This is a genomic window from Microbacterium sp. CH1, assembly GCF_001595495.1.
Lineage (GTDB): Bacteria > Actinomycetota > Actinomycetes > Actinomycetales > Microbacteriaceae > Microbacterium.
The window spans coordinates 118,829-141,753 of sequence record NZ_LOSO01000015.1; the positions used below are offsets into that span (position 1 = coordinate 118,829).

Consider the following 22,925-nt stretch of genomic DNA (forward strand, 5'->3'; position numbering starts at 1 on the left):
GTGTGTTCCTCTTTCGTGATTTCAGTGGGTTCCGACGGTTGCGTTCCGCGTCGCATGATCACGCGGTGCGGGCGCGGCGGTCGGGGATGGGTCCGCCGCCTGGCTGCGGAACGTGCGCAGGCGGAGGCTGTTGCCGACGACGAAGACGCTGGAGAACGCCATCGCGGCGCCGGCGAGCATGGGATTGAGCAGACCGAGGGCTGCCAGCGGGATGGCGGCGACGTTGTAGGCGAAGGCCCAGAACAGGTTGCCCTTGATCGTGCCGAGCGTCTTCCGAGACAGACGGATCGCGTCGGCCGCGCTGCGCAGATCGCCGCGGACGAGCGTGATGTCGCTGGCCTCGATCGCCACATCGGTGCCCGTGCCCATGGCCAACCCCAGGTCTGCCTGGGCGAGCGCGGCCGCATCGTTGACGCCGTCTCCGACCATCGCCACGACCTTGCCCTCGCGCTGCAGCCTGGTGACCACGTCGACCTTGTCTTTCGGGAGCACTTCGGCGATGACCTCATCGATGCCGACCTCAGACGCGATCTGCTCGGCCACGGCACGGTTATCTCCGGTGAGGAGCACCGGTGTCAGTCCCAGCGCCTTCAGCTGCCTGATGGCTTCGGTGCTGGTCGGCTTGATGGTGTCCGCGACGATGAGCACACCGCGTGCTTCCCCGTCCCACCCCACGGCGACCGCGGTCTTGCCCTGACGCTCTGCTTCGCTCTTCGCGGCGGCGAGATTCTCGGGAAGGCGCTGGGACCAGTCCTCGAGAAGCGACTCGCGGCCGACAAGGACGGCGTGCCCGTCGACGATGCCCTGCACTCCCTTGCCCTCGATGTTCGCGAAACCCTCGGGTGTCGGAAGCGTGCCGACCTCTTGGACTGCGGCTTTGGCGATGGCCTGCGCGATGGGATGCTCGGAGGCGTCCTCCACCGCACCCGCCAGGCGCAGCAGCTCGCCGCGGTCGACGCCGTCAGCGGTGAACACGCCGGTGAGCGTCATCCGCCCTGTGGTCACCGTCCCGGTCTTATCCAGAACGACGGTGTCCACCCGTCGCGTCGACTCGAGAACTTCCGGACCCTTGATGAGGATGCCCATCTGCGCGCCGCGGCCCGTGCCCACCAGCAGTGCGGTGGGCGTGGCAAGGCCCAGGGCGCACGGGCAGGCGATGATCAGCACCGCGACCGCGGCGGTGAACGCCGCCGCGGCAGGGAATCCCGCGCCGAGCCAAGCGCCCAGCGTGGCGATGGCGATCGCGATGACAATGGGCACGAAGATACCCGACACCCGGTCGGCGAGGCGCTGCACCTCGGCCTTGCCCGATTGGGCGTCCTCGACGAGCTTCGCCATCTGCGCCAACTGGGTGTCCGACCCGACCCTCGTCGCCCGGATGACGAGCCGGCCACCGGCATTGACCGTCGCCCCCGTGACGGAGTCTCCTTCGCCGACCTCGACCGGCACGGATTCACCGGTGAGCATGGACGCGTCGACCGCGGAGGTGCCGGAGACGATCACACCATCGGTGGCGATCTTCTCGCCGGGCCGTACGATGAACTCGTCGCCCTCTCGCAGGTCCGCGATGGGAATGCGGGTCTCGGCGCCGGCGCGAAGCACAGCAACATCCTTCGCTCCCAGCTCCAACAGCGCGCGCAGGGCGGCGCCCGCCTGCCGTTTCGCCTTCTTCTCGAAGTAGCGTCCGGCGAGGATGAACATCGTCACCGCGGCACCCACTTCGAGGTAGATGTTCGCCGCCCCGTCCGACGGTGCCACGGTGAGCTCGAACGGGTGGGTCATCCCGGGGACGCCGGCCGTGCCGAAGAACAGCGCGTAGAGCGACCACAGTAAGGCGGCTATCGTCCCCATCGAGATGAGCGTGTCCATGGTCGCCGCACCGTGCCGGAGATTCGTCCACGCTGCCTTGTGGAAAGGCCAGGCCGCCCAAACGATGACGGGGCCGGCCAGGGCGAGTGAGAGCCACTGCCAGTAAGTGAACTGCAATGCGGGGATCATCGACATCGCAATCACAGGAAGGGTCAGCACGATGGAAGCGATCAAACGGTTCCGCAGGCTCACCAGCTCCCTATCCGGAGCGTCCTCACCGTCGACTACCGCGGACGGCTCCGGTGAGGGAAGGGCGGCCGTGTAGCCGGTCTTCTCCACCTCGGCGATCAGCAGCGCCGGGTCGAACCCGTTCGGTGCGGTGACCTTCGCCTTCTCCGTCGCATAGTTCACGGTGGCGGTGACACCGTCCAGCTTGTTGAGCTTCTTCTCGATGCGCATCGCGCACGACGCGCAGGTCATCCCGCCGATCTCCAGCTCCACGCTGGACGCGGCTGCTGACTGCGTATCCGTCATGATGTCTCCTCGATCCTTCTTGCAACTCGATGCGCACTGAGCGGGTCAGTGCCCGTCGTGCTCGGCGTCGTCTTCGGTGTCCGCCTGGTCGCCGGTGGCGGGGGTCGCCTCGAGTACGAACTGTGCGGTGTGGACCTGTCCGTCGACCTGGAAGTCCAGGTACAGCAGGTAGCGGCCGGTGGTGGGTGTCTCGGCGGTGAATTCCACCTCGGGGCCGGCCAGATCGCCCGGCTGTGGTTCCTCGCCGCGCGCGTGCACATGCAGATACGCCAGGTCGCCATCGCGCAGGGCAACGAGGTGGCCGAACGCACCGAGGTACGGCTCCAGCACCGTGACGGGTTCCCCGTCCCGAGAGACCTTGACAGTCAGTTCGCTTCCAGTTCCGGCGACCAGGTCGCCGCTGACGGTCACGTCGAAGCCGTCGACCGTGTCGCTTGTCTTGACGGCGACCTCGGGCTCCGGTGTCAGCTGCCCCGCCACATCGACGGTGCGGGAGAGCGTGGCGCTCACCCCCTCAGAGGTGAAGTCCGCATACAGCCGGTACGTTCCCGCGGTATCCCAGGACCATGGCAGCGACCAGACCCCGGTCCTCGGGTCGAGTTCGGGGTGCACGTGACGGTATTCACGCCCGTCGTTGCGGACCACGATCAGGTGCAACTGCTTATCGTGGGCCTCGTCGAAATCGGTGATCGGGACACCTGAGGGATCGCGGATGTCGAAGGAGAGTTCACCGTCCGTCTCGACGTTCGCCGGCGCCTGTACGGGGCTCATTGTGAATCCCGATGCCGCGCTCATCACTCCACTCACCCCCATCTCCTGATCGTCTTTCGTGCCAGCAGCATCCTCGGGCGCTTGCGCGTCATGCGAGGAATGCCCGGCGTCCGCCCATGCGGTCACCGTGCTGTCGGGCACGAGTGCGCCCGCGGCGGCGAAGGCGGCGCCGAAGACAACGACAAGGCCCGCGCCGTAGAGGCCGAGGCGGCCCGGGGCGTTCATGAGAGTCGGACCGCCTCGTACCCGGCCTCATCGACGGCCGCGAGCACGGCCGCGTCATCCACTGCGGAACTCGTCGTGACGAGAAGCCGGCCGGTCTGCGCACTCACTTCGATGTTCTCGACGCCGGGGACCTGGCTGACCTCGCCGCGAACAGCGACCTCGCAGTGGCCGCAGCTCATCCCGCTCACCTGGTACTCGCTCGTGCTCATGATGGCTTCCTTCCCTCGATTCGGAATACCCCGGTAGGGTACTGGTATGCCTAACCATATACCCACCCAGGGTATTCCGGTCAAGGGGGTGAAGGGAGCTTCTCATGGATAAGACCAGCTCGGATGTGCTCATCGTCGGCGCGGGCGCCGCGGGTCATTCTGCGGCGGTCACGTTGCGGCGCAGCGGTTTCGACGGGTCGATCCGGATCGTGCATGCGGAGCCGTTCGCCCCGTACAACCGCACGCTGGTGACCAAGGGCATCCTTCGTGGCCTGCTCACCCCGGAGCAATCCGCGCTGCCTGCCTTGGACTCGATCGATGTCGAGACGATCCCCGGCAGCGCTGTCGGGATGGAAGAGCGGGGCATCTTGCTGCACGATGGCAGACGGCTGATATTCGCAACGGCTGTCGTGGCGACCGGCGCCGCCCCGCGTCCCCTGCAGGCGACAGGCGTCAGCGAGGGGGTCTTCACGCTGCACAGCGCGTCCGACGCGCTACGCATCCGAGGGCATGCGGGTCCGACGTTCGAAAGGCGGGTTGTCACTGTCCTCGGTGCCGGGCTGGTCGGAGCAGAAGCAGCAAGCTACCTTGTGAGCGCTGGTGCCAGAGTGCATCTCGTCGCGCGCTCCGAAATCCCCTTGGCGCACAGCCTCGGGTTGCCGATCGCCACCCGGCTCCGCGATCTGCACGCTGCGCACACGGAGTTCCATCCAGGCCGGACAGTGCGCTCCATCTCGGCTTCCGGAAGCGGGGGTGACGTACTCCTCGATGATGGGACATCTGTATCGTCAGACGTGATCGTCCTCGCCCACGGAACAGTTCCGGCTGTCTCATGGATCCGCTCAGACGGTGCCGCGATCGAGGTCGATGACCGGCTCCGTGCCAGGACGATCCCGGCAGTGTATGCGGCCGGTGGGGTCGCCGCTCATGTCGGTCCCGACGGTTCGCTCTATCGTATGGATCATTGGGATGATGCGGTGGCACAAGGGGCTCACGCCGCCCGAGCGCTGCTTCATGATCTGCACGGCGGGGACGATCCTGGCCCGTACCGGCACGTTTCCGGGTTCACGGTGAATGTGCACGGCGTCACGCTGAGTGGAGCGGGCGTCGTCTTGCCGCAGGCGACCGCGGAAACGACGTCATCGGCCGGCGGCGGCCTCGTCTCGACCTTCAGGACCGCCGACGGCAAGAGGGCGGGTGCTGTCGGGTGGTCAGCGGCAAGGGAAATCCTGGCGGTCAAGCACGAGCTGGCAGGCGGCTTCTGAGTGTGCACAGGATCGATGTCGGGCACACAGGCGGCGGTGCTAGCGTCGTGAGGAACAGGAAGGATCGAGGATGCAGGTGACGGTTCGCGCCACAAGCCCGCAGTTGTCGCTGCGCACCCTGCTGATGCTCGGCACCGCGGCCGTCCTGATCATCGTCGGCCTCCTGGGCATGCACACCTTCACCGCGGAACCTGCCGGGCACGGCTCCTCGGGCGTCGCCCATTCCGCATCGACAGTCGCTCACGTTCCGGACGCCACGGCGAGCCTCGACGACGGTGGTGCCGCTGCCTGCGACGGGCCGTGCCACGTGACCACCGGACAAGGGCAGGGTCACGACGACATGGTCACCGCCTGCGTACTCGCGTTGCTGGCCGGCCTTCTGCTCCTCGTCCCACCGACGTTTGCCCGACGCTCCGGCATCTCCCTTCGCGAGGTGACCAGCTGGTTGCGGTGGGAAGCGACCGATGCCCTCCCTCGTGGCCCCTCGTTGACGGTTCTTTCGATCAGTCGAACTTGAGTATTCGCACGCCGACCCAACTGTGGGCGGCCCTGCGGCGCCCGTTGGCGCCGCCGCTTCAGCGAACTCTCATACGACTTACGAAGGAACGACCATGAACAAGAAGATCCCCCTCGCACTCAGCACCGGCGCTCTCACCCTCGCCCTGGTACTGACCGGCTGCGCCGACACCGGCACCGCGCCGTCCGGTACCAGCAGCTCACCGTCCGCGTCGACGTCCTCGTCGGCCTCAACCGAGGCTGACGAGATGTTCGTCACGATGATGATCCCTCATCATGAGCAGGCCATCGAGATGTCGGACATTCTGCTGGCCAAGGACGGCGCGGACCCGCGGGTGGTCGAGCTCGCCGAACAGATCAAGGCGGCGCAGGGCCCGGAGATCGACAAGATGCTCGGGTGGCTCGAGGACTGGGGTGTGGAGTACGACCCCGATTCGATGGGCGGCATGGACCACGGCTCCATGGGCGGCGACGACAGCATGATGTCCGAAGAGGACATGACCATGTTGGAAGACGCCGACGCGACCGAGGCCAGCCGTTTGTTCCTCGAGCAGATGATCGTGCACCACGAAGGCGCCGTCGACATGGCACAGACGGCGCTTGACGACGCGCAGAACCCGGACGTCCTCGAGCTCGCGCAACAGGTGATCGATGACCAGACGGCGGAGATCGCCACGATGAAGGACCTCCTCGGAGAACTGTAGAACCACGCGGGGCGGGCCGATTCCCGAACGACCCGCCCTGCGTTTCCCGCGCGATCGCCCCGCGCGAAGACCGACCCCGCGGCGCGCTCCCTGCTGCCCGCGTCACAAGCCTGGCCACCCTCCTGGCCGCTACCCGGAAACCATCATGAAACGATCATTTCTTCTCGCCGCCGCAACCATCCCCGTGCTGACGCTCGTCATTACGGGCTGTACTGCCGCGCAGTCCGACGAGCCCGATGCGACACCCCGCATCGACCACATCCACGGCATCGCCGAAGACCCCCGCGGTGACGATCTGCTCGTCGCCACGCACAACGGCATCTTCACCGTCACACCGGACGGGAACGTCTCCGGACCCGTCGGCGGCCATGACTTCGATGCCATGGGATTCACTGTCACCGGCGACACCCTGTTCGCCTCCGGACACCCCGGAGAGCAAACCCCGGCCGAGCTGGGATCCCCGAACCTCGGCATCATCCGTAGCGATGACTATGGCCTCAACTGGTCGCCCATCGCCCTGAACGGAACAACCGACTTCCACGTCCTCACCGCCAGCCCCGACGGAACCCTGTACGGCATCGCTTCCAGCCAAATCGACCTGCTCTCCAGCACCGACAACGGAACGAACTGGACCACCCATGCCCCTCTAGCGGCAGCCGACCTCGCCGCCACAGAGTCCGGGCTCTATGCCGCCACCGAAGAAGGACTGCTCGTCAGCACCGACGGTGGCGACACCTTCACCCCCGTCCCCGAATCACCCCTGCTCTACGCCCTCGTAGCACGCACAGACGGCACACTCGTCGGCGCCGGCACCGACGGGGTCCTCTGGGCCCAAGATCAGAACGGGACGTGGCAGCAGCTGGGGCCACTCGACGGAGCCGTTCAAGCCCTCAGCACCATCGATGACCGCATCATCCTCGTCGATGACCGAGGCATCGTTGGTGTCACTGTCGACGGCTTCACCGTCCTCAGCCCGGCCCGGTAACCGCAGCCCACTCACGAATCCACCATGAACGAACACAAGAATCCGTTCCGGAACTTCGTCTTCTTCATCACCGCGGCAACGATCGCCGTCGTCCTCCTCGCCTTCGCCACCTACCTCGCGATTGGAGCGATCCTCTGATGTCGCCGGACGCACGATTCGATCCGCTCCGCCTGTCCGCGCTCAGCCATCGTTCCGCACCGAGCAGGCCGCCACCTCGCCCGTCGCGTGCGTACCGACTGCACCGCCGACTTGTGCGGTTAGGGATTGTGCTCCTGGCAGCCGGACCCGCGCTCGTCCTGATCCATCTGAGCACCGATACACAATACGGAAGCCACAATGGCACTTGGTGGACGTACACGGTGGCGAGCTACGACGTCGCCATCATCACCACGATCATCGGGGTAGCACTGGTCTGGCGATCGCCGCCGGCCTCCGATGAACGGCGTGAATGACTGGCCGAATCGCGGCGTCAAGAGACAGGGACATCCCAACGTCTCATGACCTTGTCGATCTCGACGAGGCCGGCGAAGCGGGCAACGTCGCGTCCACCCATGACGCGGTTCCGAGCGAGCTTCGCCGGGAACTGCTTCAGGGGAGGGATCTCGGTCTCGTGTTGCGGCGAGGGTCTGGCGTTGAGCCTGGACGGTCGCCGCTAGCGCACGCCGGAACGGAGCCACTGATCGTGTAGCAGTTGGCTCATCGCCACGCGTGGTGTCAGGTCACCGTGTCGAGCTCCACGCCGTAGTCATCGGCGTTCTGCGTTATCGGCACGAATATCGAATCATCCCCGGCGTACTCAGCGAGCTCCGGCGGGCAATCGAGATCGCCGATCGAGAGCGCACGTTCAGGTGGCAAGAGATGGGCTTGTTCGAAGCCCTTGCCCGAGGGTCGACGATTCGGTAGCCGTCAGCGAGACTGGCGGAGATCGAGGCCGAGGGCAGACTCGGACCGCAGATCATCGGCCCCTCGATTGCGGGGCATCCAGCTCAAGAAGGGCGGTATCCATGACCGACGCATCCACTCCCCCAAGCGACACCGTCAACGATCTGACCAACCCACCCGTGCCGCCGGGAGCCTTGTTGCTGGAGCTCGTGCCGGTTCCGGTCACCGACATCGAACGAGCAAAGACCTTCTACCGAGACCAGCTCGGCTTTCGGCTCGACGTCGACATCAACCCAGAGCCCGGCGTCCGCATCGTCCAGCTCACGCCACCGGGTTCGGCATGCTCGATCACCCTGGCCGAGGGCCTGCCCACGCTCGACATGCCTCCGGGGACCCTGCGAGGGCTGCACCTGGTGGTCGCCGACATCGAGGCATCTCGTGCCGAACTGGTCGAGCGCGGCGTCGAGATCAGCGAGGTCGAGGACCTCGGCGGAGTGTTCTACGCCTTCTTCGCCGACCCCGACGGCAACACCTGGTGCCTGCAGCACATGCCCTGGCGATAGCTACGACGCCGGCGAGGGCGCCGGGGTCGGTTTGATGCGGCGGGTCGGCACACGCAGGAGGACGAGCGCGACAAGGTAGATGCCGCCGACGACGATCGCGATGTCGGCGACGTTGCCGATGAACAGATCGAAGTAGCCGATGAAGTCGATGACGCCACCGCGTGCCAGGCGGTCAGCGGCATGACTGATCGCACCGCCGAGGACCAGGCCCAGCCCGATTGCCCACCAGAGCGATCCCACCCGCCACAGGTAGACCGTGATGGCGACCGCGGCGGCAGCGGCGAGGAGTCCGAGCAGCCAGGTGAAGTCGGTGCCGAGGGAGAACGCGGCGCCACGGTTGACGGTGAGTTGGAACTCGAGAACCGGTGGCAGGACGTCCTTCGATTCTCCGCCCGAGAGCGCAGAGGCGGCCCAGATCTTGGTCCATTGGTCGACGGCGACGACGACCGCTGCGATGGCCAGCCCGGCGAGGAAGGACCAGCGCACTCCCGAGCGTCGGTTCGTGGTCGGTGACGTCACTGTGCAGTTCCCTCTTCGTGCGATAGCTCGTGCCGGGCCGGTTTTCGGTTACCGGCTTCACCAGACTATTCGCTGGGCTATGGCCGAGAGGTCAGGGCTTCGACGCCAGTCACACTTTCACGGGGAACGTCGCCAAGATGACCACACCGATGACAGCGAGAGTCAGGCCCAGAATGAAGAAGGTGCGCCGGCGCCATTCGGCGCGCTGGTTCTGGGACAGCGCCGCGAAGAACAGCACGAGCGCGAAGAGCACGGTGAGCAGAGCGTAGTTGTCTCCGCGCTGGTTGTTCACGAGTGCTTCGTCGAACTTGGCGTCCGCGCGCGCGTGCAGGTCTTCCGCTTCCTCGGTCCCCGGCGGAATGTACTCCTCCCTGGCGAGGGGCCCCTGGGATACGCGCCCCTCCGCCGTCCAGGCGTCGAACGCGATCCGGAACTCGTCCGTGAAGCGTTCCTCGATGAAGGTGACGAGTTCCTGGTCGTCGTCTGCGGTGGCGAGCACCCATTCGGTGTAGATGGTCAGATCGTATTGGCGCGCCGCTTGGGCCCTGCTTTCGGCGGAGGCGGCCTGGACACGTGCGCTGGACGCTTGGCTGAAGGCGATAGACATCTCACCGCCCCATTTCGACGCCTCGAATCCGCACCATGCGGTGATGACCGCGGTTATGGACAGCAGCACCACCGTGGCCACCTCCAACCACCGGCCGGGATGAGTGACTTTCTCGGTGGCGTCCATGCGCGCCGTCTTTTAGGGCAGCACGATCTCGAATGCCGGGTCTCCGGGGGTCAGTACGCCGAGCAACTGCTTCAGGACGCCGAGGTCGCCGCGCACGTCCAGGCCCTCGGCGTCGAGGTCTCCGCCGGCGAGGCGGATGAGCCGCTCCTTGGTGAGGGTGAGATGCAGTGCGGCATCTGTGGCGGGTTCGCGCTCGACGTAGACGAGCACGCCGTTGCGGAGCGTGACGTGGAACGAGCGGTCGAGATCACTGAGTGTGATGTCGAATCCGAGGTCGAGGTCCCAGGCGCGCGGGCCGTCGACGGTGATCGCGACGGCATCGAACAGCTGTTCCGGGGTGAGCTGCGCTCGGATGGCTGGGGCGTTGGTCACGGTCGGGGTACCGAAGTTTCCCTCGCGCAGTTCGGTCGCCCCGGAGAGGAAGAAGTTGCGCCAGGTGCCGTTCTCAGCGCCGTAGCCGAGCTGCTCGAGGGTGTCGGCGTAGAGCGCCTTCGCTTCCGCATTGTTCTCCTCGGTGAAGACCGCGTGGTCGAGCAGTGTGGCCGCCCAGCGGAAGTCTCCCGAGTCGAAGGCGGCGCGGGCGAGCTCGAGGACCCGGTCGATGCCTCCGATCGCGTCGACGTAGCGCTTCGCCTGCTCCTTCGGCGCGTGCGGCCAGAGCCGAGCCGGGTTCCCGTCGAACCAGCCCATGTACCGCTGGTAGATGGCCTTTACGTTGTGGCTGACCGAGCCGTAGTAGCCGCGGGCGTGCCAGGCGTTCTCGAGCGCGGGCGGCAGCTGGATCGCCTCGGCGATCTCGGCGCCCTGCATGCCCTGGTTCAGCATCCGCAGCGTCTGGTCGTGCAGGTACCCGTACAGGTCCCGCTGCAGACCGAGGAACTCACGGATCTCCGCGTTGCCCCAGGTCGGCCAGTGGTGCGAGGTGAACACGACTTCGGCGTCGTCGCCGTAACGCTCGATGGCCTCGGTGAGGTACTGCGACCACACGTGCGGATCCCGCACGACCGCGCCCCGCAGGGTGAGCAGGTTGTGCAGCGTGTGCGTGGCGTTCTCCGCCATGCACAGCGCCCGGTACTTCGGGAAGTAGAAGTGCATCTCGCTGGGCGCCTCGGTGCCCGGCGCCATCTGGAATTCGATCTCCAGCCCGTCGACGGTGTGGGTCTGCCCCGTCTCGGTGATCTCCAGCGTCGGCGCGAGCAGGGTCGCCTCCCCGGTCGACGTCGTCTGTCCGAGACCGGCGCCGACTGCCCCCTGCGGGCCGCGTGCGAGTGCCGCGCCGTACATGTACCCGGCGCGCCGGCCCATCGCGGTGCCCGCGTAGACGTTCTCTGCCACCGCGTGCTCGACCATGCCCGCGGGGACGATGATCTCGACCCCCGCGTCGACGTCGGCCTGTGAGACGATGCCCTGCACGCCGCCGAAGTGGTCGATGTGAGAGTGGGTGTGGATGACAGCGGTGATCTTGCGGTCACCGCGGTGACGCCGGTAGAGCGCCATCGCCGCGGCTGCGGTCTCCTTCGAGATCAGCGGGTCGATCACGATCACGCCGGTGTCGCCCTCGACGAATGACATCACCGACAGGTCGAGCCCGCGGATCTGGTACAGGCCGGGCACGACCTCGAACAGGCCGTGCTTGGCGACCAGCGTGCTCTGGCGCCACAGGCTCGGGTTCACCGTCTCCGGAGCATCACCCTGCAAGAAGTCATAGGTGGACGCGTCCCAGATGATATCGCCGGCGGCGTTGCGGATCGCAGGCTCGTCTAGCGTGCCGATGAATCCTCGCTCGGCCGCCGCGAGATCCCGCTCATCGTCGAACGGGAGCCGTGCCTGCAGCTCTGCCTGCTGTTGCCGGATGGTCTCTGATGCGTCGCGCTGACCCATGATGGTGCTCCCGTCTCCGAAGAACAGTTCACGACGAGTCTTGCGGTCACGAAAGACGGTGACAACCACCTTTCGTCTGAACCTTGTGCCGGCCGCTGTCACGCGGCATCCTGAGGTATCGGATCACCGCGGGCCCCCGCGGGTGTCCGGTTCTGGGGACGAGGCTGGGGAGGCCTCACGCGGGATGCCTCATGGGTGGCGACTCCCTCGGTCGCACGTGCGGCATCCCGCACACCCGGACGGACGCTGGCTGATACCGTCGGCGCATGCCCCGACGTATGGCGGACCCTGAGTTTCGACAGCAGCAGTGGGACGATCGCTATGCGCTGCACATCGCGCCGGTCAACGAGTACGTCGACGAACTGCGTGAGGTCGGCCGCGGGTGGGCGCCGTACGTCGCGCCCCTTCATGGTGGAGTCGAAGCGCGGGTGCTGAGCATTCTTCGCGATCCAGGGCCCGCGACGCAGGACGGCAAGGGTTCGGGCTTCATCTGCGTCGAGAACAACGACGGCAGCGCCGAGCTTCAGGCGGTCCTGCTCGAGCAAGCAGCGCTATCTCCGTACGAGCTGCTGCCGTGGAATGCGTACCCCTGGTACATCAACCGCGCCCCGAAGGCGGCTGAGCTGGATGCCGGCGTCCAGACGATCCTGCACCTGCTGGAACTCGCGCCGAGGCTGAAGGTCGTGCTACTCCAGGGTGGTGATGCGGATCACGCCTGGCGCCGGTTGCTTAGGCAGTCCCCTGAGATCGAGCGTGAGCGGGGTCTCACCGTCGTTCGGACGTTTCACCCTTCGCCGCAGGCTCTCTTCGTGCGGGATCTCGAGGAGAGAGCTGCACGCGTAAAGCGACGAGCCGACGCGTTCGTCGAGGTGGCAGGTCTGCTCGAGCCCGTGCGATCGACGCCATGACGGGCACGGGGAGCTCGCCACGCGAGCGCTGATGACCGTCCGGTAACGATGGTCATCAGCGCCTTTCGCGTCTCGCACTGAGAACCGAAGGTGTCAGTAGGCGCTGATACGGTCAGCGTCGACATCAACCTGCTCGGAGAGGCATCCCTTGAACATCACAGCACCCAAGCTCGGCGCGACCATCGCACTTCTGGCACTCCTCGGCATCAGCGCCGTGGGGTGCGCATCTCCCGAACCGTCCAGCTCGTCGTCTGGCGGCGAGTCCTCCTCGTCCGAGACCGAGCAGGTCCAGGAGGAGGAAGCTCCGGAGCCGGTGAGTCTGGAGGGCTCCTGGAAGCAGAACAACTCCAACTCCGAGGACGCGTGGCAGGAGGCCACGATCACCGGTGACACGATCGAGGTCCACTGGGTCGCCGACGGCGGTGACACGAAGTCGCTGTACTGGGCCGGCACCGTCGAGGTCCCGGCAGAGGGCGACTCGTTCACCTTCGATTCGGCGAACGACACGTCCAAGACCGAGTCCTCGATCATGGCATCGAGCGACGCGACCAAGACGTTCACGTACGAGAACGACGAGCTCAGCTACGAGGTCACCGCGATGGGCACCACGATGACCGTGCGCCTCAGCCGCGAGTAAGCACTTCGCTCACTAGTCGGCACAGCCCCCACGCTCTCGGAGCGAATGGGGGCTGTTCTGTTGCAGTTGGTGGCTCGTTCCAGGCGAGTCCCGACGGACACATGGTGTCGCGAATCTTCAAGCACGCTGGTTCTCGCGCCCCGTAACGTCGAAGCCATGACAGGAAGAGGACACCGTTGAGCGCGTTGATGGGCGAAGAGATCAGGACCGCGGAGGTCAGTGGCGACATGAGGACGGCAAGAGGAACGTTCGAGGTGTCGCTCGAGCCCGCGGAGCACGATCAGGCGGGCATCCGCCGAATGGTCATCACCAAGACATGGCGGGGTGACCTTGCCGGGCAGGGGGCCGGGACGATGCTCGCAGCTGGCGATCCGGCAACCGGAAAGGCGGGCTATGTCGCCGTGGAAACCGTTGACGGCGAGCTCGACGGGTTGCGCGGAGGCTTCGCGTTCCAGCAGTTCGGAACGATGACGGCACCCGACCAACAGCTGCGCTACGAGATCGTGCCCGGCTCGGGAACCGCGGACCTGGCAGGAATCACCGGAACGCTCGACCTCGAGATCATCGACGGGAACACCGCTACCTGTTGACCTACGCGCTGAGCTGACAGCACGGGTGAAGCGCAAGCGGCTCGCCTGTTGAAGGTGTCTCAGGCCTGACTGAGATTGCTCGCGGCTTCAGTCTGCTGGTCAGGCGCGGCGGCGTCGAAGACGCGCGTTCTGATGACCTGGTCGACGCCGACGAGGCCGGCGAGCTTCACTACATCGCGGCCGCCCATGATGCGGTTCAACATGAACTGCGGCGGGAAGAGGTCCAGCAGCGGGTTCTCACCGTCGAACGACCGCGAGGTCCTGGCGGCGAAGATGCGCGTGGTGTCGAGAGCTCTGAAGCTGTCGATCGAGAGGATGGACGTTCGGGGATCGGGCCAGATCAACCGGTCCAGAGGCTTCGCACCGGTCCAGTGCTGCTTGATGCGCTTCATCACTCCGACCGAGGCGTTCGTCGCGCCGACATACGCCTGGCGGTACTCGTCGAGCACCATGACGTAGAGGCCGGGCACCCCATCCCACTTCGTGAGATCGGTGACCTCGGTCATGCCCGGTTGGCTGGTGATTGCCGCCTGCAGCGCGGCATCGAACTCGGCAGTGTCGAGGGAGGCGAAGTGCGCCATGTTGAGGTCGTAGTTCGCCAGTGCCAGCTCCTGGAGGAACGAGCACCATGCGTCTGTGTAGATGCGGTGGTCGGGGTCCTCGTATCTGTCGTCGATCGCGTCCCAGAGATACGGGTCCTCCTCGCGGTACCAGCGTTGCAGGGAGGAGCGCTTGTTGATCCGGGCGTAGGTCTCGCGCGACATGCGGAGGCCGAGCTCGCGGCTGCCGCGGACCTTGAGTCCGAAGTGCACGGCGCTTTCGACCGGACTGGTGCCTGCTCGGCGACCACGCTGCGACGAGACGGCGACCCCCCAGATCTTCCGGGCTGGTCGCGGATGCCACCGGTGCCAGAAGAGCACGTGACCGGAGTCGACGAGCATCTGCAGGGACGCGTTCGCGTCGGCGCCGATGTCGACGTTGAAGATCCGCGCAGGGTCGAACTCGAGATGCTCGCCCTCGGGGATGATGCTCTGCTGGTTCAGCTCCCACGGATCAGCATCGAGCACTAGGTAGCCGGAGTCAGTCAGCTCTCGTCGCAGCTGTGCAGCGTGCTCGGTCGACGGCGCCCAGACGAGTGTCTCGCGCGGAGTAGCGGTGATCTCGAGTTCCACGATGGCGTTCAGCCCTCGGGGCGCCACGCGGCGGCCTCGGCGGCCATCGCGGCTCGAGCAGCCGAGAGCCGGGGGAGCCTGCCGGGGTTCTTGTCCAAGTTGATCGGTGGTGTGAGGCGCACGATGACGCTGGTCTCGACGTCGCCGAGCGGGACCCGCATGTCCGCTGGCGCCGGCCAGACAGAGAGCTGGAGGCGCGCGTGCATCCACTCGTTGAGGCGTGCGTCGCCGCCGTCGGCAAGGGCGTAGTTCGCGAAGCGCTCCGGCTTCGCGAGGTTGCGCGGGACCGCATGCAGATCGAGGAAGTCGCGCAGGAGGGCGGCGAACGACCGCCGGACCGTGGACCCGCCGGTGCGGGGCTTGGACTTCGGGTTCGTGGCGAAGTGACCGTTCAGGTCGCGCGAGACCAGGCTCTCCTCGGCCTTGCCGACGTACAGGGGATGATCCGGAGCCGGCTCAAGCTGGAGATCCCGCCAGGCCTGCTCGTCGCCGTAGATGGCGTACAGTCCGGGACGGGCGGGGACGAGTTGCGCGGCCTCCATGATCGCCCAGCGCTCTCCGGTGAGCGCGGCGACGGCAGGATTGGTGAGGTCGTGCAGGGAGTCAGCGCTCACGCCGAGGTCCTGCCGAAGTGCGCACGAACCTCGTCGGCCTGCTCGGGGGTCAGCTCCCAGCGCTGGTTCTTCAAGTGGTCGGGGTAGCGCTCGCGCAGATAGCGGCGCACAGTGATGCCGGGCCGATCACCGTCGTTGTGACCGAGTTCGCGGCCGAGCTCGGCGGGGGTGATGACGTCGTGCGATGCGCTCATGAGGTCATCATGCACGATGCCCTCGTTGACCGCATTCCCACGGATTGTCCTCGAAGGTCGGCAGTGTCCCGGGTTGTTCTCAGTGCTGCAGGCCATCTTCTCGCTGAGGTGCGGAGGAGCCAGCAAGACCATACCGATCGAGGTGCACACCGCGAAGCTCGGGGAAGGCATCGGAGACGCGCTTCGGTGGCGCGGGAGTCCGCGGCACCTTCGGGGCGGGGGTGTGCTGAGCCGCACTCTGCAAGCTGGACCGAACCATGTGCGAGGTGAACTGTCGCGGCCGCATCATCAGCCGGCCGTTCCATGCGGGACCGAGATCGATGAGGTGATGGTCGGAGGAGACGATCACGTCCGCGTCGACGGCGGGGTCCTTCGCGAGGGCGAGGATGTTATTGTCCTCGTGATTCCCGATGGCATAGTCGCGGACGACCGGGTCCACGATCGCGCCTCCGGAGTCGTCGCAGGCCTCGGCGACGAACTCGATGTACTTGGCCGTGGTTCGTTCAGACTGCCCGGAGGCGATCATCAGGCGGTGGACGTTCCGCAGGATGTGCGGCGAGGTGAACAAACGCACCTGCTGATCGAACGCGAGCGAGAGAGCGTCGGATGCCGCCGAAGGGGAGGGGAGCTTGTCGGGGAGCAGCATTCCGGTGCCGCTACGGATGTGGTCGAGGTAGACGTTGATGTCGTAGACGACCGCGATCCGAGGGCGCTCCCGCTGGCTGTTCATGAGGTTCCCAAGTCCTCGATGAGCTTGAGCGTTTCCTCGGTCGTGTAGACCTTGCCGCCGCGCTCTTCGAGCATCTCGGCGTGCAGATCGTTCATCTGCTGGACGCGGAGCTTCTTCTTGAACTCCTTCATGGCGACGCGCAGGAATTCGCTGCGGTTGCCGCCGCCGAACGCATCGGCGAGCTCCTGGAGCAAAGGGACGTCCGTCTCTTCGACGGCGAAACTGATCGGTCGTGCAGCCATTCGAGGCCTCCAAGCGTGTTAGTAATGCATTAGTAATGGTACGTCGAGAGGTCGACATCGACAAGAGTGGTCTCGAATCCCGCACGCAGTTCGCGGGATATCGGCCACCATTGCGATTCGGCTTAGATGCTGGCTGATATGTTCGGCGGCATGGCCCGCAAAATCGTGCATCAGCTCGTCGACGACATCGACGGAGAAGTCCTGGAAGTCGGATCCGGCGAGGCGGTGACCTTCTCCCTGAACGGCACCGCGTACGAGATCGATCTGTCCGAGAAGAACGCAGCAGCGTTGCGAGAGGCCTTTGAGCCGTGGATCGCGGCAGCCCGCCGGGTGTCCGCCGGCGGTACTCGCGGAGGCCGTGGGCGCCGGAACTCGCAGGGCGCCGCCAAGCGCGACCTCTCGGCAATCCGCGCGTGGGCGAAGGAGAACGGTCACCAGGTCTCCGACCGCGGCCGCGTCCCCGACGCGGTGCAGCAGGCGTACGACGCCGCGCACTGAGGCCGCCGTGGGAGAGGCGCGCGGGTTCGAGCAGGGGACGAACTGGAAGGCGAAGAACGCCGCGAGTATCCGTCTGCGCGTCGGCGACGGAAAGAAGCACCCGGTTCGTTCCTCTGATGGCGCCCCGCGGCTTACGTCTGAGGAGCAGCGGCGAGCGGACGTCCTGCGTGAGCAGGAGCGTGAACGCATCGCGAAAGAGCGCCAGGCGCGCGCGGGGCGCGCACGTGGGCAACGGCGTGAGGCCGGGCTCGACGCACGCCATGCTGAGCGCGATCACACACCAAAGGGGTGGGTGCCGGCGAACCGGCGAGGGTACGTCGATCCGCTCTCGCAGGCAGCTGATCCACGGCCGACGGCGCCGCTCAAGAAGAAGAAGTTCCGTCGCGGCCGCCGCGAGCTACAGTAGCTGAATCTCAGCGGTACTGACGAGCCTGCGCCGCGAGAATCGCTTCGCGCATCACGTCGCCGAGTTCGGCGACGATGATCTCGATGCCGGCGTCGCGGATGGAAGCCGTCAGCCACGCGCCCGGGCGATGCAGGTAGCTGGCCGCCGCCTCGTCAGCCACGGCGAGGATGAGCCGGGTCGCACCGAGCTTCTGACCGGCCCAGGCGAGTTTGAACGCGTCGGTGGCGAGCTTGCGGGGCTGCGCACCCTTGAGTGCGCCGATACGGGCGTAGGCCTCCACGAGGACCATGCGGTCTGGGGTCGCCCGTCGATCTCCATGTGGGCGTCATCGATCGCGATCCGAGCGGGAGTGAGCGCGACGCCCAGCTGCTCGGCGACGGCCGCGACGATCGCGCGCTCCGCCATGCGCTGCTCCGCCATGCGCTGCTCGGCCGAGTCGGAGGCGTGCGGGGTGGCGGATGACGGACTCATTCCGCGGCCACCAGGTCCGCGCACCCGATGGCGAACTTCGACGTATAGTCGACATGGCCACAGGCACTGCTTTCTGCAGCCTGGAGCTGGTCGCTCGAGACGGGCGCTTTGCCTGCAGCGGCGTGGAGAGCGTTCACTGCTGCGAGCATCTGCTCGCGTTCATAGAGAACCCATCCGAGCTCCGTGTTGCCGTCCTCGAGCTGGACAAATTCCTGGCGCCGATAGCGCGTCTGCTGAGCACGCGTGAGCGTAGTGCGAAGGTATTCGAGGTCTTGAGACCAGGTACGGGCGGTCATGACACCCTCCTTTCGGGTCTCTACGCCAAGCCGAGGCCTAGGGTCTTCGCGAACGACTCGAGCGTCACGGTGAGTCCAGGCGAGCTGAGTTCGATGTCCGCGGTCGGGCTCACCGGCAGGGCGTCTTCGGCGCGCTCCCACAGCGCCGCGGCGCGAGCCTCGGGGAGCTGCGGACGCTGCGCGATGGTGCGGGGGCGGTAGAAGACGCCGTCGACGTCGGGATATGCCTGGTGGATGGCGCGGGCCCACGGCCGGGACAGCGACCGATCGCCAGTGTTGATCTGATCGTTCCCGCCGACGTCCGTGACCCAGGTGCTGTCGATAAGGTCGAGGAGTGTGATCTCGCGGGTGGTCGCGAACAGCACGAACCGAGGCTGCGTGCCCCCGGTCCCTCCCGCTCCGACGCCACCGCGTTCGATGACGCCTCGGTCGCTGAAGCACTCTGATAGGCAAACGAGCAGGAGGCTCTGAACTGCCGTCTCCGGTGGAACCGTGATCTGGGGCGTGACGTAGGTCACGGCGTGGTTCGGATGGTGACCCACGGGATCGGGGTGGTGATCGAATCGGCTCCCCGTGGGCCCGAAGTGGCGGAGCTCGTGCCACCGGGCAGGGTGAGCGCCGCCGGCGTCGTAGATGCGTCCGAAGATCGTGCCGGCCGGCAGCGTACGGACAGCGCTCGGGGGGAGAGGATGCGGGAACTTCGATGCGTCGGGGGCAGGAAGCGCGCTCATCGGATCGAGAACGCCTGCTCGGCCAGCGCCGCGACAGGTTCTGCGGGCTTGCCGGCTGCGAGCCACTGGGCAGGAGTCAGCTCGCCGTCTCCCAGGTCGGGGTGAGCGTGAGTGAGGAAGTACTCCACGGCCACGGGGTTCGCCCCTTCGGGCAGCGCTCGGCTCACCGTTCCCCAGCCCGGGAGCTCACCGTGGTCGGTGAACTGGAACGTCGGGAACCGCAGGCCGCGGCCGGGGCCCGGGATCGCGAAGAGAGTCCCCTCGCCGTGGCGCTGGCGCACTCGGCCTTCGGTCACGTCGAGCAGTTCTGCGACGCGCTTAGTCGGCAGCGCCTCAGCGAGGATGTCCTGCTGGCGGAGGGCCGTGAGCACGCTGGGGCGCTCTTCGACAGGCAGCGCGTTCTCCGGCTCAACGAGCGAGCCGGCTGCGCGCAGTGCGTCCTGCTCAGCCTCCGTCAGCGACGAGTGCCCAGGCTCTTCCTCGAGCCGGAGCGCCTTGTTCACGCCCTGCAGGATGCTGATGAGGTGAGCGCGCCGACCGCTGGAGCCCAGCACGTTCAGCTCGTGCGCGAGCTCCTCGGCCTCGTGGTCCGTGAATTCCACAGGACCGACGATCTTGATGGTGATCTCGCGACCTTCGTCCGACCGAGTCGCCGTGAGGTATGCGCGTCGATCGCTGCGGAGGGGGTGTGCGGTTGCGTTCGACATCATCGGATCCTAACGGTCATTAGCGAGTATAGCTTGCGTAAGCGGCGGGGGGTCACTGTTGATGCAGAACCTCAGCGATCAGGTCGACATCGTCGTAGTCGGCGCGGCCGGGGCAGGCGCCCGTGACCTAGCTATCGACGTCCCGCGTCGATGTGTTCAGAGCGACGTGACCACGTAGCTGCGTGGGCCGGCGTGCGCGCAACGTGAGCTGCCCCGCGAAATAAACAAAGTAAATACGATTCGGCTCATCGAGTTCAGCATCGAGCCGGGTTCATCATCATCCAGGCCGCTGGCGGTCCAATGACACACTTAGCTCCATCGGCGTCCGGTGAGGTCTCATTCCCGTGATTAGAAGGGCAGAGAGGTCAGATTTGTGCCACGCCCGGAGACGAGTTCTGGGCGGATGAGCACAGGGCTCAGCGGAATGCTCCTACGGAGCTGGGGCGCTCGCTAAGCCCCCAGCAACCGGTTCGGGGCAGCGCGATCTGCGCCTCGAAGTGGAGAGCGCATGAGGCCAGTCGCTTCCGGGCTGCTCGCATCATCCCGCGGAGGGTGACGATCCGCCGGTCCATCAGCTGCGAACGACGGCGCCATCGCCTTGATCAGCGCGGTGCTTGTACCGTCGTCTTCCGCCGCGGATCTCGTTGAGTGGAAGTGGGCTGAACGCGAGGCCCGCGAGGTCGAGCACTCCTGCGTTGCAGGCAAACGTGTCCCGATCGAGACTGACCACGGTCCTGCCGTCCTCGCGCTCAAACTTACCGTAAACGTGCATATGGCCGTGCATGTGCAAGCGGGGGAGCGCAGCATCAGATACACGTTGCACACGCTCTCTCTGTGCAGCAGATACGGCCAACGCCTCGGGAGGAAAATCATGCGGATTGTTCGTGAGCAGCCGCTGCACCTCCGGTACCGCGATCGCTGGAGACTCGTGCGTGAGCATAAGGTCGGCCGGGCCGCCGGCAATCGCGGCGGCTTCCATCGGTTCCGTGATGAGTTCATCCTCGAACCAGTCCTTGCCCGCAGTTCGAAACGCCTTGTCGACGCTGGACGCGCCGCCGAGCGATAGCACCTCGCGTCCCGCGATCTGAAAACGGAACGGCCGGGGGATGAGCCACACGACGTCACTGACCCTGATCGCCATACCGGAGGCGCTTTCCTGCGCCGGGGTGATGTGGTTCCACTCTTCGTGGTTGCCAGGCGTGACCAGCACGCGCTCGATGCCTGTGCGCTTCGCCCAATAATCGACCGGGCCAGTCCCGGGCTGAGCATGCTCGAAACCGTAATCTCCGAGTTGAAGGATGGTGCGCAGCGATGGGTCATGCCGACGCATCGCGGGCAGCAGCGGTTGAATCCATCCAGCATTGCCGTGGAGGTCGCCCACGACCCACACGCGCTCATCCGGCAGGTCGAAGCTGTCGGCTGTCTCATGGATCTGCATCCATCCATCATGCCCGTGAGTGCCGACTCGGACATGGCGTCGACAACTCAACGTGGAGAATGCGAAACGGCCGAGATCAGTGGGCGCCGAGCGACCATATTGTGGTCATGTTCTGGCCACCCCTGCTGCCCAGCGAAATGCCGGTGTCCCGTTAGTGACCACGAACCGGCCTGTAAAGGACCAGCTGAAGCCCGTTTTTCGGACTGCCACTAGCGACTATGTAGTGTGGGCACCGTCGGACCACTATATGGACACGAGGCGGTCACCGGCCACCCACTGCACAGTGCTAGTCGCCGATGCTCCGTTCTTGGTGATCGGGCGCGGAAAGCTCCGCCTCTTCGAAGAGTGCGGGGAACCGCAGTCGCAGCGGGCGAGGCTTGGGGGAGGTCTCCTGATTCTCACCGGTGTTAGCCTGCGGCCGCGCCGATCGCGGTTGCTCGACGTCGTGCGGACGGTAGTCGGGAACCGTGACCTCCGTTTCTGGTTCCTCTGGGTCCGCGATCCGTGGCTGAGTTTCTCGGAGTTCCGACAGTCCCATTGTGCCCGGGACTGCGGGTAGCTCGGTGGGAGCGTGCGCACCGGAATTCTCGTGTTCGCTTGTCATCGCGTCGGCGTTTGACAGGGCTGTAGCCACCAGGCGTTGCGCGGCGCGATTTGCCTCCTGTGTCGCCTCGTCCAGAGCGATCATCATGCGTTTCTTGGGCGACAGTCGGCGTTCAACAGTCGTGTGTTGTGGCACGGACAATGTCACCGCGCTGTTGCGAGCGAAAGCGGTCTCAACAGCGTCCCTCTCGAAGGCCGTGCCGAGTGTGGTGCAGCGGCGTCGATCACTCGGCGTTGGATCGGCTGGGGTTCGGTCCGGATTCTCGCGAAGCATGCCGTACGAAATGCCACGGCCCTTCTTGCCGCGCTGTTCGATCTGAACGCCTCGGGTTCTACCGACTTCGACGAAGCTGTCCCAGTCGACAACGGCTGGATCGGCGAGCGTGTTCTCGATGCTCGCCCTCAGCACGGTGAGACTAAAAGGTTGCTTGTTGCGGGGCGCACCGAACTCATCCGCGAGGTCGCATTCTGTTTCCCAGATGATGTGCCGCTGCCATTCGCGAAGCTCACTGTCCGCGGTCGACCCGGCGCGGCGAAGACCGCTCGGCTCGCCCCGCTCGAAGCGCTCGTTCGCGTCGCTGAAGGCCTGCTTGAGGTCCGCTCGCTGCTCGAAGCCGCGCTGTTCAAGAACACGCTCATGTGCCTCGACAAGGCGTGCGTGCGTGACGACTGAACTGTTGAGACTGCGGCCGGTTTTGGTCTCGATGGAGTTCGCGACGAGGTGGTTGTGCACACAGCCTGTTCGCCCGTCTCGTTGTGTTACAACGAGCACCTGTCGGCCGGGGAACCTCTCTTCTGCGAGTGCTGTCCCGAGCTTCTGAGCCGTCAGCCAGTCGTCTGGCTCTTCGGGGTCCAACTCGTCCTTCGCGAAAGACTGGATGACGTGATACGCCTGGACGAACGCGCCAGGCTTGTCCTTACCCCACTTCTTGCGGACGTCGCGCATCTGCTGCTTCGCGACCGATACCAGCATGCCGCCCACGCCGGACGCCATGACGTACCGCTCGCCATCTTGCTCGGGCTTGTCATCGAGCGCATAGTTGATCAGCGCATCGGCCGACCGCGTCGAGCTCGCCACCACAACAGGCATAA

General features: G+C 65.9%; 27 protein-coding genes. 10 read left to right on the plus strand and 17 right to left on the minus strand.

What is annotated here, in order from left to right; genetic code table 11:
- Window positions 1-21 precede the first annotated feature (21 nt).
- From AUV07_RS08825 to AUV07_RS08835, 3 genes are read right to left on the minus strand one after another with little or no spacing between them, the layout of a single operon-like run.
- Window positions 22-2,343, minus strand: a complete 2,322-nt coding sequence (locus tag AUV07_RS08825) for a heavy metal translocating P-type ATPase (protein ID WP_062635483.1) — start codon at window positions 2,341-2,343, stop codon at window positions 22-24.
- A gap of 45 nt (window positions 2,344-2,388) precedes the next feature.
- Complete coding sequence (locus AUV07_RS08830) at window positions 2,389-3,339, minus strand: hypothetical protein (protein ID WP_029266194.1); 951 nt, start codon at window positions 3,337-3,339, stop codon at window positions 2,389-2,391.
- On the minus strand, window positions 3,336-3,548 hold the full coding sequence (locus tag AUV07_RS08835; RefSeq protein WP_029266192.1) for a heavy-metal-associated domain-containing protein: 213 nt from the start codon (window positions 3,546-3,548) through the stop codon (window positions 3,336-3,338). The genes AUV07_RS08830 and AUV07_RS08835 overlap by 4 nt, the downstream gene beginning before the upstream one ends.
- A 104-nt stretch (window positions 3,549-3,652) precedes the next feature.
- Here AUV07_RS08835 and AUV07_RS08840 point away from each other — a divergent pair, with 104 nt between their 5' ends.
- The 5 genes from AUV07_RS08840 to AUV07_RS08860 all read left to right on the plus strand — a co-directional run bounded on the left by AUV07_RS08840 (window position 3,653) and on the right by AUV07_RS08860 (window position 8,463).
- On the plus strand, window positions 3,653-4,813 hold the full coding sequence (locus AUV07_RS08840; RefSeq protein ID WP_051667917.1) for an FAD-dependent oxidoreductase: 1,161 nt from the start codon (window positions 3,653-3,655) through the stop codon (window positions 4,811-4,813).
- A 70-nt stretch (window positions 4,814-4,883) separates the two neighbouring features.
- Complete coding sequence (locus AUV07_RS08845; RefSeq protein WP_029266188.1) at window positions 4,884-5,330, plus strand: DUF6153 family protein; 447 nt, start codon at window positions 4,884-4,886, stop codon at window positions 5,328-5,330.
- Between the two features lie 94 nt (window positions 5,331-5,424).
- On the plus strand, window positions 5,425-6,033 hold the full coding sequence (locus tag AUV07_RS08850; protein WP_029266186.1) for a DUF305 domain-containing protein: 609 nt from the start codon (window positions 5,425-5,427) through the stop codon (window positions 6,031-6,033).
- 145 nt (window positions 6,034-6,178) lie between these two features.
- Window positions 6,179-7,018: a F510_1955 family glycosylhydrolase gene (locus AUV07_RS08855; RefSeq protein ID WP_029266184.1), complete on the plus strand. Its 840-nt coding sequence runs from the start codon at window positions 6,179-6,181 to the stop codon at window positions 7,016-7,018.
- 1,004 nt (window positions 7,019-8,022) lie between these two features.
- Complete coding sequence (locus AUV07_RS08860) at window positions 8,023-8,463, plus strand: VOC family protein (protein WP_036331298.1); 441 nt, start codon at window positions 8,023-8,025, stop codon at window positions 8,461-8,463.
- Here AUV07_RS08860 and lspA read toward each other — a convergent pair whose 3' ends face one another.
- The 3 genes from lspA to AUV07_RS08875 all read right to left on the minus strand — a co-directional run bounded on the left by lspA (window position 8,464) and on the right by AUV07_RS08875 (window position 11,596).
- Window positions 8,464-8,982, minus strand: a complete 519-nt coding sequence (lspA, locus tag AUV07_RS08865; RefSeq protein WP_081859717.1) for a signal peptidase II — start codon at window positions 8,980-8,982, stop codon at window positions 8,464-8,466. It lies immediately after the preceding gene.
- Window positions 8,983-9,091: 109 nt separating this feature from the next.
- On the minus strand, window positions 9,092-9,715 hold the full coding sequence (locus AUV07_RS08870; protein ID WP_051667916.1) for a hypothetical protein: 624 nt from the start codon (window positions 9,713-9,715) through the stop codon (window positions 9,092-9,094).
- A 12-nt stretch (window positions 9,716-9,727) separates the two neighbouring features.
- Window positions 9,728-11,596, minus strand: coding sequence for an alkyl/aryl-sulfatase (locus AUV07_RS08875; RefSeq protein WP_036331343.1), 1,869 nt, complete (start codon window positions 11,594-11,596; stop codon window positions 9,728-9,730).
- A 266-nt stretch (window positions 11,597-11,862) separates the two neighbouring features.
- Between AUV07_RS08875 and AUV07_RS08880 the strand changes: the two genes are divergently transcribed.
- The 3 genes from AUV07_RS08880 to AUV07_RS08890 all read left to right on the plus strand — a co-directional run bounded on the left by AUV07_RS08880 (window position 11,863) and on the right by AUV07_RS08890 (window position 13,731).
- A complete protein-coding gene (locus AUV07_RS08880; protein ID WP_029266173.1) occupies window positions 11,863-12,504 on the plus strand; it encodes a uracil-DNA glycosylase in 642 nt (213 codons plus the stop codon).
- 148 nt (window positions 12,505-12,652) lie between these two features.
- Window positions 12,653-13,141 carry a hypothetical protein gene (locus tag AUV07_RS08885; protein WP_029266170.1) on the plus strand — a complete coding sequence of 163 codons (489 nt, stop codon included), beginning with the start codon at window positions 12,653-12,655 and terminating at the stop codon, window positions 13,139-13,141.
- Between the two features lie 188 nt (window positions 13,142-13,329).
- Window positions 13,330-13,731 carry a DUF3224 domain-containing protein gene (locus AUV07_RS08890; RefSeq protein WP_197971866.1) on the plus strand — a complete coding sequence of 134 codons (402 nt, stop codon included), beginning with the start codon at window positions 13,330-13,332 and terminating at the stop codon, window positions 13,729-13,731.
- A gap of 59 nt (window positions 13,732-13,790) precedes the next feature.
- On the opposite strand, the gene AUV07_RS08895 is transcribed toward AUV07_RS08890, so the two are convergent.
- The 5 genes from AUV07_RS08895 to AUV07_RS08915 all read right to left on the minus strand — a co-directional run bounded on the left by AUV07_RS08895 (window position 13,791) and on the right by AUV07_RS08915 (window position 16,683).
- Window positions 13,791-14,930 (minus strand): hypothetical protein, encoded by a 1,140-nt coding sequence (locus tag AUV07_RS08895; protein WP_062635485.1) that lies wholly within the window; start codon window positions 14,928-14,930, stop codon window positions 13,791-13,793.
- Window positions 14,912-15,517 carry a GIY-YIG nuclease family protein gene (locus AUV07_RS08900; protein WP_029266166.1) on the minus strand — a complete coding sequence of 202 codons (606 nt, stop codon included), beginning with the start codon at window positions 15,515-15,517 and terminating at the stop codon, window positions 14,912-14,914. Before AUV07_RS08900 ends, AUV07_RS08895 begins: the two co-directional genes overlap by 19 nt.
- A complete protein-coding gene (locus tag AUV07_RS08905; RefSeq protein ID WP_071327683.1) occupies window positions 15,514-15,711 on the minus strand; it encodes a hypothetical protein in 198 nt (65 codons plus the stop codon). The genes AUV07_RS08900 and AUV07_RS08905 overlap by 4 nt, the downstream gene beginning before the upstream one ends.
- 79 nt (window positions 15,712-15,790) lie before the next feature.
- Window positions 15,791-16,441, minus strand: a complete 651-nt coding sequence (locus AUV07_RS08910; RefSeq protein ID WP_029266162.1) for a hypothetical protein — start codon at window positions 16,439-16,441, stop codon at window positions 15,791-15,793.
- Window positions 16,438-16,683, minus strand: a complete 246-nt coding sequence (locus AUV07_RS08915) for a hypothetical protein (protein ID WP_029266161.1) — start codon at window positions 16,681-16,683, stop codon at window positions 16,438-16,440. Before AUV07_RS08915 ends, AUV07_RS08910 begins: the two co-directional genes overlap by 4 nt.
- A 150-nt stretch (window positions 16,684-16,833) precedes the next feature.
- Between AUV07_RS08915 and AUV07_RS08920 the strand changes: the two genes are divergently transcribed.
- Complete coding sequence (locus AUV07_RS08920) at window positions 16,834-17,181, plus strand: histone-like nucleoid-structuring protein Lsr2 (RefSeq protein WP_029266159.1); 348 nt, start codon at window positions 16,834-16,836, stop codon at window positions 17,179-17,181.
- 413 nt (window positions 17,182-17,594) lie between these two features.
- On the opposite strand, the gene AUV07_RS08925 is transcribed toward AUV07_RS08920, so the two are convergent.
- Complete coding sequence (locus AUV07_RS08925) at window positions 17,595-17,876, minus strand: hypothetical protein (RefSeq protein ID WP_029266155.1); 282 nt, start codon at window positions 17,874-17,876, stop codon at window positions 17,595-17,597.
- 29 nt (window positions 17,877-17,905) lie between these two features.
- Here AUV07_RS08925 and AUV07_RS17600 point away from each other — a divergent pair, with 29 nt between their 5' ends.
- Window positions 17,906-18,049, plus strand: coding sequence for a hypothetical protein (locus AUV07_RS17600; RefSeq protein WP_156040315.1), 144 nt, complete (start codon window positions 17,906-17,908; stop codon window positions 18,047-18,049).
- A 5-nt stretch (window positions 18,050-18,054) separates the two neighbouring features.
- On the opposite strand, the gene AUV07_RS08930 is transcribed toward AUV07_RS17600, so the two are convergent.
- From AUV07_RS08930 to AUV07_RS08950, 5 genes are all read right to left on the minus strand, one after another.
- Window positions 18,055-18,354, minus strand: a complete 300-nt coding sequence (locus AUV07_RS08930; RefSeq protein ID WP_029266153.1) for a hypothetical protein — start codon at window positions 18,352-18,354, stop codon at window positions 18,055-18,057.
- A 20-nt stretch (window positions 18,355-18,374) separates the two neighbouring features.
- Complete coding sequence (locus tag AUV07_RS17605; protein WP_143049226.1) at window positions 18,375-18,719, minus strand: hypothetical protein; 345 nt, start codon at window positions 18,717-18,719, stop codon at window positions 18,375-18,377.
- Between the two features lie 362 nt (window positions 18,720-19,081).
- Window positions 19,082-19,792 carry a hypothetical protein gene (locus tag AUV07_RS08940; protein WP_157523992.1) on the minus strand — a complete coding sequence of 237 codons (711 nt, stop codon included), beginning with the start codon at window positions 19,790-19,792 and terminating at the stop codon, window positions 19,082-19,084.
- Window positions 19,793-20,363: 571 nt separating this feature from the next.
- Complete coding sequence (locus tag AUV07_RS08945) at window positions 20,364-21,230, minus strand: metallophosphoesterase family protein (protein WP_062635489.1); 867 nt, start codon at window positions 21,228-21,230, stop codon at window positions 20,364-20,366.
- A 286-nt stretch (window positions 21,231-21,516) separates the two neighbouring features.
- A complete protein-coding gene (locus AUV07_RS08950; RefSeq protein ID WP_029266145.1) occupies window positions 21,517-22,923 on the minus strand; it encodes a relaxase/mobilization nuclease domain-containing protein in 1,407 nt (468 codons plus the stop codon).
- Window positions 22,924-22,925 lie beyond the last annotated feature (2 nt).

What these genes read in the sequence shown, in the direction of transcription:
- AUV07_RS08915 (WP_029266161.1), bottom strand. Translation starts at nt 16,683, where the DNA reads ATGGCTGCACGACCGATCAGTTTCGCCGTCGAAGAGACGGACGTCCCT.
- AUV07_RS08855 (WP_029266184.1), top strand. Translation starts at nt 6,179, where the DNA reads ATGAAACGATCATTTCTTCTCGCCGCCGCAACCATCCCCGTGCTGACG.
- AUV07_RS08930 (WP_029266153.1), bottom strand. Translation starts at nt 18,354, where the DNA reads ATGACCGCCCGTACCTGGTCTCAAGACCTCGAATACCTTCGCACTACG.
- AUV07_RS08880 (WP_029266173.1), top strand. Translation starts at nt 11,863, where the DNA reads ATGCCCCGACGTATGGCGGACCCTGAGTTTCGACAGCAGCAGTGGGAC.
- AUV07_RS08940 (WP_157523992.1), bottom strand. Translation starts at nt 19,792, where the DNA reads ATGTCGAACGCAACCGCACACCCCCTCCGCAGCGATCGACGCGCATAC.
- AUV07_RS08845 (WP_029266188.1), top strand. Translation starts at nt 4,884, where the DNA reads ATGCAGGTGACGGTTCGCGCCACAAGCCCGCAGTTGTCGCTGCGCACC.
- AUV07_RS08905 (WP_071327683.1), bottom strand. Translation starts at nt 15,711, where the DNA reads ATGAGCGCATCGCACGACGTCATCACCCCCGCCGAGCTCGGCCGCGAA.
- AUV07_RS08910 (WP_029266162.1), bottom strand. Translation starts at nt 16,441, where the DNA reads ATGAACAGCCAGCGGGAGCGCCCTCGGATCGCGGTCGTCTACGACATC.
- AUV07_RS08870 (WP_051667916.1), bottom strand. Translation starts at nt 9,715, where the DNA reads ATGGACGCCACCGAGAAAGTCACTCATCCCGGCCGGTGGTTGGAGGTG.
- AUV07_RS08850 (WP_029266186.1), top strand. Translation starts at nt 5,425, where the DNA reads ATGAACAAGAAGATCCCCCTCGCACTCAGCACCGGCGCTCTCACCCTC.
- AUV07_RS08825 (WP_062635483.1), bottom strand. Translation starts at nt 2,343, where the DNA reads ATGACGGATACGCAGTCAGCAGCCGCGTCCAGCGTGGAGCTGGAGATC.
- AUV07_RS08890 (WP_197971866.1), top strand. Translation starts at nt 13,330, where the DNA reads ATGGGCGAAGAGATCAGGACCGCGGAGGTCAGTGGCGACATGAGGACG.
- AUV07_RS08830 (WP_029266194.1), bottom strand. Translation starts at nt 3,339, where the DNA reads ATGAACGCCCCGGGCCGCCTCGGCCTCTACGGCGCGGGCCTTGTCGTT.
- AUV07_RS08920 (WP_029266159.1), top strand. Translation starts at nt 16,834, where the DNA reads ATGGCCCGCAAAATCGTGCATCAGCTCGTCGACGACATCGACGGAGAA.
- AUV07_RS08875 (WP_036331343.1), bottom strand. Translation starts at nt 11,596, where the DNA reads ATGGGTCAGCGCGACGCATCAGAGACCATCCGGCAACAGCAGGCAGAG.
- AUV07_RS08840 (WP_051667917.1), top strand. Translation starts at nt 3,653, where the DNA reads ATGGATAAGACCAGCTCGGATGTGCTCATCGTCGGCGCGGGCGCCGCG.
- AUV07_RS08925 (WP_029266155.1), bottom strand. Translation starts at nt 17,876, where the DNA reads ATGGTCCTCGTGGAGGCCTACGCCCGTATCGGCGCACTCAAGGGTGCG.
- AUV07_RS08835 (WP_029266192.1), bottom strand. Translation starts at nt 3,548, where the DNA reads ATGAGCACGAGCGAGTACCAGGTGAGCGGGATGAGCTGCGGCCACTGC.
- AUV07_RS08945 (WP_062635489.1), bottom strand. Translation starts at nt 21,230, where the DNA reads ATGCAGATCCATGAGACAGCCGACAGCTTCGACCTGCCGGATGAGCGC.
- AUV07_RS08860 (WP_036331298.1), top strand. Translation starts at nt 8,023, where the DNA reads ATGACCGACGCATCCACTCCCCCAAGCGACACCGTCAACGATCTGACC.
- AUV07_RS08950 (WP_029266145.1), bottom strand. Translation starts at nt 22,923, where the DNA reads ATGCCTGTTGTGGTGGCGAGCTCGACGCGGTCGGCCGATGCGCTGATC.